At 33.8% G+C, this 8,953-nt stretch carries 9 protein-coding genes and 2 pseudogenes; 8 read left to right on the top strand and 3 right to left on the bottom strand.

The window, feature by feature from the left end; translation table 11 throughout:
* Positions 1-154, top strand: a pseudogene (locus ACFQZ1_RS11610) (IS6 family transposase); the annotation flags it as partial.
* 101 nt (positions 155-255) lie between these two features.
* Here the strand turns inward: ACFQZ1_RS11610 and ACFQZ1_RS11615 are convergent.
* Positions 256-900: a GntR family transcriptional regulator gene (locus ACFQZ1_RS11615; protein WP_377882342.1), complete on the bottom strand. Its 645-nt coding sequence runs from the start codon at positions 898-900 to the stop codon at positions 256-258.
* Positions 901-1,586: 686 nt separating this feature from the next.
* On the opposite strand from ACFQZ1_RS11615, the gene ACFQZ1_RS11620 reads away from it, so the two are divergent.
* The 3 genes and pseudogenes from ACFQZ1_RS11620 to ACFQZ1_RS11630 all read left to right on the top strand — a co-directional run bounded on the left by ACFQZ1_RS11620 (position 1,587) and on the right by ACFQZ1_RS11630 (position 4,834).
* Positions 1,587-2,810 carry a cystathionine gamma-synthase family protein gene (locus ACFQZ1_RS11620; RefSeq protein WP_377882335.1) on the top strand — a complete coding sequence of 408 codons (1,224 nt, stop codon included), beginning with the start codon at positions 1,587-1,589 and terminating at the stop codon, positions 2,808-2,810.
* A gap of 31 nt (positions 2,811-2,841) precedes the next feature.
* Positions 2,842-3,024: pseudogene (locus ACFQZ1_RS11625) on the top strand (homoserine dehydrogenase); the annotation flags it as partial.
* A 343-nt stretch (positions 3,025-3,367) separates the two neighbouring features.
* Positions 3,368-4,834: an amino acid permease gene (locus ACFQZ1_RS11630; RefSeq protein WP_377882336.1), complete on the top strand. Its 1,467-nt coding sequence runs from the start codon at positions 3,368-3,370 to the stop codon at positions 4,832-4,834.
* A 243-nt stretch (positions 4,835-5,077) separates the two neighbouring features.
* On the opposite strand, the gene ACFQZ1_RS11635 is transcribed toward ACFQZ1_RS11630, so the two are convergent.
* Positions 5,078-5,362 carry a hypothetical protein gene (locus ACFQZ1_RS11635; protein WP_377882338.1) on the bottom strand — a complete coding sequence of 95 codons (285 nt, stop codon included), beginning with the start codon at positions 5,360-5,362 and terminating at the stop codon, positions 5,078-5,080.
* A 66-nt stretch (positions 5,363-5,428) separates the two neighbouring features.
* Positions 5,429-5,608: a DUF4177 domain-containing protein gene (locus tag ACFQZ1_RS11640; RefSeq protein ID WP_377882339.1), complete on the bottom strand. Its 180-nt coding sequence runs from the start codon at positions 5,606-5,608 to the stop codon at positions 5,429-5,431.
* A 443-nt stretch (positions 5,609-6,051) separates the two neighbouring features.
* Between ACFQZ1_RS11640 and ACFQZ1_RS11645 the strand changes: the two genes are divergently transcribed.
* The 4 genes from ACFQZ1_RS11645 to ACFQZ1_RS11660 all read left to right on the top strand — a co-directional run.
* The gene (locus ACFQZ1_RS11645; RefSeq protein ID WP_377882340.1) at positions 6,052-6,798 is read left to right on the top strand and encodes a formylglycine-generating enzyme family protein; all 747 of its coding nucleotides are present in this window, start codon (positions 6,052-6,054) and stop codon (positions 6,796-6,798) included.
* A 958-nt stretch (positions 6,799-7,756) separates the two neighbouring features.
* Positions 7,757-8,011, top strand: coding sequence for a LytTR family DNA-binding domain-containing protein (locus ACFQZ1_RS11650; protein WP_377882343.1), 255 nt, complete (start codon positions 7,757-7,759; stop codon positions 8,009-8,011).
* 28 nt (positions 8,012-8,039) lie between these two features.
* Entirely contained in the window at positions 8,040-8,591 is a 552-nt protein-coding gene (locus tag ACFQZ1_RS26715; protein WP_445291726.1) for a tubby C-terminal domain-like protein, read from the top strand.
* 89 nt (positions 8,592-8,680) lie between these two features.
* On the top strand, positions 8,681-8,953 hold a 273-nt coding region (locus ACFQZ1_RS11660), incomplete at its 3' end, for a transposase domain-containing protein (protein ID WP_483861719.1).

The following is an 8,953-nucleotide window of genomic DNA, read 5'->3' on the forward strand; positions in this document are numbered from 1 at the left end:
TATGCTGGGATTCAAAACGTATGAAACTGCTACTTCAATAGTACGTGGCATTGAAGCCATGCATATGATGAAAAAAGGGCAAGTTCACCAAGGGGTGAAGTCTGTCCAAAATCGAAAAGAATTCATTGATAAACTGTTTGGCATTGCAGCATAATCTGTAAGTTAATAGGAAATTCATGTCCTATGTTTTTTTGAAATCATCTTTGCACCAGAACCGGTTTATTTCCTATCAAATGATTTTTGCGCCAGAACCTCCTATATCATATCTATATGAGTTATTTTCCAATGCTCATTTTTAATAAGTCGCTCTAAATTCTCTCTGTCTCTCTTTTTTAAGTAATTGATAATTTGTTTATGATCTTCATTCATTTGCTCTAATACAGCGAAAAGTTTTTCTTCATCTTTACTTAAATAAATTTGTCTAACAAAACTGTTTTGTAAAGAAGCAAGGAGTTCAATTAACGTATTGTTATTACATTTATCAATATATACTTTATGGAATTGGTTTTGGTATTTTTGATAGTCTGAATAGTGTTTTTGTGAAATTGAAAGGTCAATTTGCTTAGCCAACTTTTCCATTAGTTCAATATCATCCTCTGTGATATGTTCTACAGATAATGAGGCGGCTAGGGCATCCAATACACCAACAATTTGAAAAACATCAAGCTTCTTCTTGGTATCAAGCTCTTTAACGATAAATCCCTTTCGGGGAAGGTATTCAAGTAAATTTTCTGAAGCTAGTTGTATTAAAGCTTCCCTTACAGGAGTTCTGCTTACTTCTAATTTCTCACATAGTGCTGCTTCATTTATCTTATGGTTAGGAAGCAATGTTCCATTCTGAATTCTTTTTGCTATATAATCATATACATGATCTTTTAGTGAGTGGTATCTGTTTTTGATAGTTCTTCCCCCCTAAGTTAAAAGATAATATTATATATTATACAATATATAATATAAAAGCAGAAGTTCTTACATTTTTACATTAGCACCAGCTTATAAACTCTTCAATATCTCCACTATATTGCAATATATTAACTCACTATTACATCCATCCCTATAGTCTCTAATTCTAATATATAGCGAATCGACGCGTAGAGCTCCATATTTTAAATGGATTGAAGAAATGAGGAAGAGGCGGAGCGTTGTTGGTTCTTGTTTTAAGACGTCCAAATATATAGAGCATGTTTGATATTATTAAAAACTAAACACTTTCAATCTGAAAATATTTTTAAAATTAGAGTAATCACACATTGAAAAAGCGATAAGGCCATTGTATAATTCGTAGTACAAATAATTTTTCTGATTATTCTGAACAATATACAATATACAAAATAAAATATATTGTATATCTAGTATAATTAACTCATGCTGATTTACTATTTATTCTTATCAATTAACTTAAGACTAGAAAAATTAAGAAAGAGTAAATTTAAGCAAATAAAAGGAGAAGTGGTAACAAATATAAGACAAAGGGGGGAGTTTTTAATAAAAAATATACAATATATAATATATTATATATCTGGTTGAACTTGGATAATAAAAGGATATAGTTAGCAAAGTTATAAAAATTTAGAGGTGAGAGATATATGAGTGAGCAAAAATTTAAAGCTGTAAAAGACGGTACAAAAGCTGTATGGGCGGGAGAAAAAGAATCACTTGCTTACAATGCAACTCAAGTTCCAGTGGTGCTTAGTGTAGCCTACAATTACGATGACGTAGATGAGTGGCATGAGGTTGCTATGGGAAATAGACCTGGATATATTTACAACCGTATGATGAACCCAACTATTCAAGCTTTAGAAGAAAAAGTAAGAATCCTTGAAGGAGCTGAGGCAGCTATTGGTTTCTCATCCGGAATGGCTGCCATTAGCAGCACACTGCATACATTTTTAAGACCAGGGGACCGGGTTATATCAGTTAAAGATACATATGGGGGAACCAATAAAATCTTTACTGAATTCTTGCCGAATCTCGATATAGAGGTGACGTTATGCAACACAGGAAATCATGAAGAAATTGAAGCTGAAGTGACCAAAGGGTGTAAGGTTTTATATTTGGAGTCTCCTACCAATCCTACCATGAAAATTACTGATATTGAGAGAATGGCGAGAGCTGGAAAATCTGTGGGTGCATTGGTTATTGTAGACAGTACCTTTGCTACTCCTATTAATCAGAATCCGCTTCAATTAGGAGTTGACATTGTAATTCATAGCGCCACTAAGTTCTTAAGCGGACATGCCGATGCGTTAGGTGGTGTAGTGTGCGGATCCAAAGAGCTGATGCAAAAAGTCTATCATTATCGCGAAATCAATGGAGCGACGATGGATCCGTGGTCAGCCTATCTTATTTTAAGAGGGATGAAAACGTTAAAACTTCGTGTGCGGCAGCAAGAAAAGAGTGCAATGGAAATCGCAAAGTATTTGCAAAAGCAAAAGCTTGTAGAAGCGGTTTATTATCCTGGATTAGAAACACATCCACATCACGATATTGCAAAGAAACAAATGAGGGGGTTCGGCGGAGTATTAAGTTTTGTATTAAAAGATGAAATGGAAGCCATAAAAATTTTATTGCCAAAACTACAATATGCAAACAAAGCTGGAAACCTTGGGGCTGTTGAAACTATATACGGACCTGCAAGAACGACTAGTCATGTCGAATGTACCCTCGAAGAACGTAAAGCTCTTGGTATTCCGGAGGGTTTGGTTCGTATCTCAGTAGGAATTGAAGATACGGAAGATCTTATTTCTGATTTAGAACAAGCCTTTGCATATTTGGAGTCACAACTACCAGTTACCAGGAGCTCCAAATAAAAAATATTAATAAGGGGAGAGGCATTAAGGTATGACACATAAAATTGCGTTGCTTGGATTTGGTGTAGTTGGTCAAGGGTTGGCAGAAATTTTAGAAGAAAAAGGTGAATTATTACGTAGCGGACTTGGCCTTGATGCTAAAATTGTTGCTATTTCCGATGTCATGAAGGGTTCTCTTTATCATCCTGAAGGTTTGGATATTTCGATAGCTTTATAAGAATCGACCTGTATAGGTCGATCTTCACGGATAATAGTCTGATTATTCCGTAAAAATGCCCGATTGTTATATGTTATTATCTACTCCAAGAAGCATATAGCAATGAGTGAGTTACTTAATATAATCGCAGGTAACTAAGTGTAAATCTTAGGAGACAGTAGATGTCATATCGAATTGAAAAAGATTTCCTATATACCAGTCAACTCGGTTATGGCGGAGATGATTAACCAGGTAGCGTTCCAGGTCATCGGTACTGACCAGATGATGGATCCCTTATAAAGAGTAAATAGAAAAGATTTTACTAGGAGCCGTATTACTTATACAAAAAGGAGGAGACTGGATGCTAGACGCAAATAATACCGATCAAAATCAGTTAAAGCGTTCCATGAAAAGCAGACATTTGTTCATGATTTCGCTAGGTGGGGTAATTGGAACGGGTCTTTTTCTAAGCACAGGCTATACGATTAATCAAGCTGGACCGGGGGGGACGATTCTCGCTTATTTGGTTGGCGCACTGATTATGTATCTTGTCATGCTATGCCTTGGTGAATTAACTGTAGCTATGCCGATAACCGGTTCATTTCAAACATATGCTACAAAGTATATCGGTCCTGCTACCGGATTCACCATTGGTGTGATGTACTGGCTTACCTGGGTGGTTACGGTAGGTTCGGAATTTACCGCATCCGGTCTATTGATGAAGAGATGGTTCCCTGAAACTTCCGTTTGGATATGGAGTTTCATCTTTGCGATTACACTTTTTCTACTAAACGCCTTTTCAGTGAAATTTTTTGCTGAAACAGAATTTTGGTTTGCTGGCATTAAAGTAATCACCATTATTTTATTTATCGTATTGGGGGGATCTGCGATGTTTGGCTTCATTCCTATGAACGGTAATGCATCTGCCCCGATGCTTTCTAATTTTACCGGTGAAGGAGGTCTTTTTCCTAATGGGCTGCTTCCAGTTTTTATGGCTATGATTTCCGTGAACTTTGCCTTTTCAGGAACAGAACTCATTGGTATTACCGCTGGAGAAAGTGAAAATCCGGAAAAAGACATTCCGCGATCTATTAGAAACGTAATTTGGCGAACAGTTTTTTTCTTTATTGGTGCTATATTTGTATTATCTGGATTAATCTCGTGGAAAAAAGCGGGAGTCATTGAAAGTCCGTTCGTTATGGTTTTTGATAATATAGGGATTCCTTATGCTGCTGATATTATGAACTTTGTTATTCTTACAGCTTTACTGTCAGTAGCCAATTCCGGTCTCTATGCATCTACCCGTATGTTATGGTCTCTTTCAAACGAAAAAACAATAAGCCCTCTCTTAGGAAAGGTAACGTCAAAAGGAGTGCCGCTTAATGCTTTAATTGTAAGTATGGCAGTAGCCTGCTTGTCATTATTCTCTAGTGTAGTTGCACCTGATACAGTTTATGTAGTGCTTGTGGCTATATCAGGATTTGCAGTGGTTATAGTATGGATGGGAATTGCTTTATCGCAGTATATGTTTCGTAAGCGATTTCTTGAAGTGGGTGGGAATATTAGAAATTTGAAATTTCGTACACCACTTTATCCTTTCGTGCCCATCGCTGCTTTTGTTTTATGTTTCGCTTCTTGTGTAGGTCTTGCTTTCGATCCAAGCCAACGAATTGCCCTGTATAGCGGAGTACCATTCATTGCTTTATGCTATTTTTTCTACTATATGAAAAATCGTGGAAAGAAGCATCAAATAGATTCCCATGATGAACTCGATCAGTATATTGAGAATATGGTTCTGGTGCAAAAAACTCAAAACAATTGCAATTAATCTTTAAAGGGGTAGCGCCCCATCGCCATCAACCTAACCAAAATAAACTACCCCAAAATGATAAAATTGAGCAATTTGTGTAAAATCTTTGTTTTGGGGTAATTATGAATTCTTAGCTTGATGGGCATGGGGTCCCGCCAGCATTTTGGAAAAAAACACGCTAAGCAAAAGAATACAAAAAACCATCCATCAGGACGGTTTTGCTGTTAACATAATCAGTGTTATCAGAAGTTATTTCACTGTTTACGGCATAGAACTTACTGTTATTTCTATTAGCAATGACAACACAGCCAGAAGGATCGTCACAGATGTGCAAACAAAGATTACTTTTCTAGTTATGCTTAGAACTTTTTCTTTGGATTTACGATATAGCAAATACAGCAATATTCCTACAAGAATAGAACTACCCCAAATGATTAAGCCTGTTTGTGTCACGATCTTTTGCCAATCAACAATCCAAAAATAGAGAATACTCAGTTGCGTAATAAGTAGGACAGATGTAATAGCCGTTATTATATATCTCTGCATATGTATCGCTCCAATATGTCAGTACATTTTTAAATTAAAGCAAACCCCTCTCGTTCTCGAAAGTAGTTACTTACTCCGTTCAAGGATAATCTCAAAATAATTCGAATACCCTGCGATTGCTGGAGCAAAGATTTGAACAAGTTTCCAACCGTCTTCAGCATGTTCGGCAATAATACGCTGATAATCTTCTTTAGGTTGCCCTTTCCATTTATCAACTTTGACTTTCACGAATTTATAATCGTACATATTCTCCCCTCCTTTTCCTAATTGTACCATTTAAAAGAATCAATTTGTTTAGATCTTCGGATGTATATCGTATACATGTTCAGTTAACATAACGTATCATTATCAGTAGTAAAACAAAAGGTTCTGTTTTTATACGTGAGTGAGAGGGGGGAGAGGAAAGGATTATTCATCGAGTCCCTCTCATCCTAACTCTTATATTTTATGATGGAAACTTGGTTGATCTTGTATTTTTTCGCTTTCTTTGATGTACCGATACAAACCGTTTATGGTACCCTTCCTCAACTAAAGTGCCATATTCTTGAATAAGATCCCTAAACAAAATTGGATATTTATGTTAATGTCAGTATGGAATTGTGAAGAAATACTTAAACAATAATTCTTAAAATATGTCTTAATATGAAAGTTGTGTCTAATAACATTAATTCAAGACCTGGGAGGGGACAATGTTAGCTAACTTAAATGACTACTTAAAAGATTTAATGGTGTATATTCCTGAAGGAGAAATCCGGCTACGAGATTTTCGAAACGAACAAAAATGGATTAGTTCAAACTATAAATTTGGAATGCCGGGTATTAGAAAAAATTTAAAGGAAGTTATTTGGAATGTTGAGATTAAGCCATTCTATCTTGCCAAATATACGGTGACAGAAGAACTTTATGCGATTATTATGGGGAAGAAATTTTTAACAAAAACTGAGGCTCGAAAACCAGTTGTTAATGTTTCATGGATAGATGCAGTGAATTTTTGTAATTTACTATCTGATGCGCTGGGTTATGACAAGTTTTATGATTTTGATAATGAAAGTAAATCAGTTATTTGTAATTATAATACTAATGGTTTTCGTTTACCGACAGATGCTGAATGGCAATATGCATGTAAGGCAAAATCAAAAGGATATCGGTATGGTGAAATTGATGAAATCGCTTGGTATAAAGATAATTCTAACGAACGAGTACACGAAGTTGGTAAGAAAAAGCCTAATGATTGGGGCTTGCACGACATGATCGGTAATATTTGGGAGTGGTGCTGGGACTTATACGATGAAGAGACATTTGGTAATTACAGAATAATCCGCGGAGGAAGTTGGGCAGAAGAAGAACGCGGATGTGGAGCTACTTGTCGTCGAAAGAGTATGCCTGATTTTTATATAGATGATATCGGATTTAGAATTGCTAGATCAATCGTTTAATAATTTGAAATTCTAAATTGATATACGTTGTTGGAAATATAAGGGGGGACAGGGTTCATGGAACCCTATTTTAAGCATATAAGGGGTCACGTCACATCGCTATCAAGCTAATATTTTGAAGTGCTCCCAAAACGAAAATTTTATTGTTTTACAGTTATTTATGAGAATTCAGCTCATTTTTTTCATTTTAGAGAATACCTAATTTCTCAAGTTAATGGGCATGTATAGTGACCCCTAGTAGGTGATGAAACTGCTGCATGGTGGATCGCCAAAACATTATGCCTACTAATCTGATTACAAAATAAACATATAAACAAAAATATAACCTCTATTTGGACATATCTCTAAATAGAGGTTATATTTTATATAATAAACCAAAAAATTACATTTAATATTAAGATTTGAAATTATAAAACATAATTAAATCTATACAGGAGAAAAATATGAACAAAAAACCATGGTATTTACGGGAAAAATTTTTATATACTATATGTATAATCCTCCCCTTAATAGGATATATAATTGTCCTATCTAACAAAAAAAATTTCAAACATGAAGAATGGTTACCATTTTTATTGGTATCTACTATTACAACTTCACTTTGGGTATTAAAATTCCTTCCAGATTATATATTTCTTACAGGAACAGCCCTTACACTACTATTAATATATAAACTTATTAATAACTAAAATTAACCATTAGAGGTATCGTCAGCATTTTGGGTATTTTTGCCCATCCCCTCGAAAAGGGGGAATAACAAAAAAACATTGTTGAAACCCTTATAAACAAGGGACTTTAGTTATCTTTTAAAAATATCCATTTCAAAACTTATACAATTCCTTTGACGTACTTCGAATAGCAAATAGTTGTATTTTGAAACAAAAAAATCTAGATTTTTAGCTATGTCATAAAGTTTTATTTTTTGACAGGATGTATAAATTTCTAATGAATTAAGCTAATTCCCTCGTTTCGGAGATTTGGGCAAAAATACCCCAATTACACATATATTCATACTCATAATCGTACTATACGTATTCAAATTTCATTAATTTTTATATACAAAATGCTAAATGATAAATTTATACGATCTCATAGATCATTTATTATTAATAAAGAACACATAGTAGAATTAAAATTATTAAACAATTGTTGTTATGAAGTAATATATAATCAAAATAAAAAAGCTTTAATGAATAAAATAAAAAAGCTTTAATGAATAAAATAAAAGTACATCATTTAATATAAGAGGTGAATATCCCTCGTATCATTATAAATGGATTAATCATTTTTCAGTTAAACCATCAAAAATTTATGACAATGAAAATAATATAATAGGTACAATAAAAAAAGCATATAGTAACAAGATAATAAGAATAATAGATGTAATAATTTTTCAGGGAACCTACTTTTTAGAATACGAAGTACATGACAATAATGAAAACTTAAAATTAAAAGCAAAAAAAGATATAGACTTTAGAAAAAAAACGCAATTTAATCTTGATTATTATGATAAAAACGAAAAATACCAAATATCTTTAATAGATAAAAAAATATTTGATTTCGGAGAAATAACTACGTTTGAATTTGCAGGAGAAATGTACGAATTAAAACAAAGACCTTTTGAATGGGCAAAAATAACTAATTTAAATACAAATTTAGTTATTGCAGAATGGAAAGAATCTATTAAACCTCCATTTAACATAAGATTTAAATTAATAGAAGATTCTTATAAAGATAAAGTCTTATTATTAATAGGTATATTTCACTCATATTTACATGGAGCTGGACAGTAAAAAGTTAATAACTATATTGGTTCTGGTGCAAGAAATCTAGTAAACTTGGACATACTGATACTAGTACTCTAAAAAGGGGCGTGATCAGTATGGAAAAACAAAATTTATTCAAGTGGAAACATTATCAACCCGATATTATTCTTCTTACTGTCAGATGGTACCTACGGTACAACTTGAGCTTTCGTAACCTTGTGGAACCGATGGAGGAACGAGGATTATCGATGGCTCATACGACCATTATGCGTTGGGTTCATCAGCATAGTCCTGAATTAGACAAGCGACTTCGTCGTCATCTAAAACGTACAAATGATTCATGGAGAGTGGATGAAACGTATATCAAAGTAAAAGGTCAATGGATGTAT

Source organism: Bacillus sp. CGMCC 1.60114, assembly GCF_042676365.1.
Classification (GTDB): domain Bacteria; phylum Bacillota; class Bacilli; order Bacillales; family Bacillaceae_G; genus Bacillus_A; species Bacillus_A rhizoplanae_A.

Excerpts from the sequence above, each read along its gene's own strand:
- ACFQZ1_RS11620 (WP_377882335.1), top strand. The coding sequence starts at position 1,587 with ATGAGTGAGCAAAAATTTAAAGCTGTAAAAGACGGTACAAAAGCTGTA.
- ACFQZ1_RS11630 (WP_377882336.1), top strand. The coding sequence starts at position 3,368 with ATGCTAGACGCAAATAATACCGATCAAAATCAGTTAAAGCGTTCCATG.
- ACFQZ1_RS11635 (WP_377882338.1), bottom strand. The coding sequence starts at position 5,362 with ATGCAGAGATATATAATAACGGCTATTACATCTGTCCTACTTATTACG.
- ACFQZ1_RS11640 (WP_377882339.1), bottom strand. The coding sequence starts at position 5,608 with ATGTACGATTATAAATTCGTGAAAGTCAAAGTTGATAAATGGAAAGGG.
- ACFQZ1_RS11645 (WP_377882340.1), top strand. The coding sequence starts at position 6,052 with ATGTTAGCTAACTTAAATGACTACTTAAAAGATTTAATGGTGTATATT.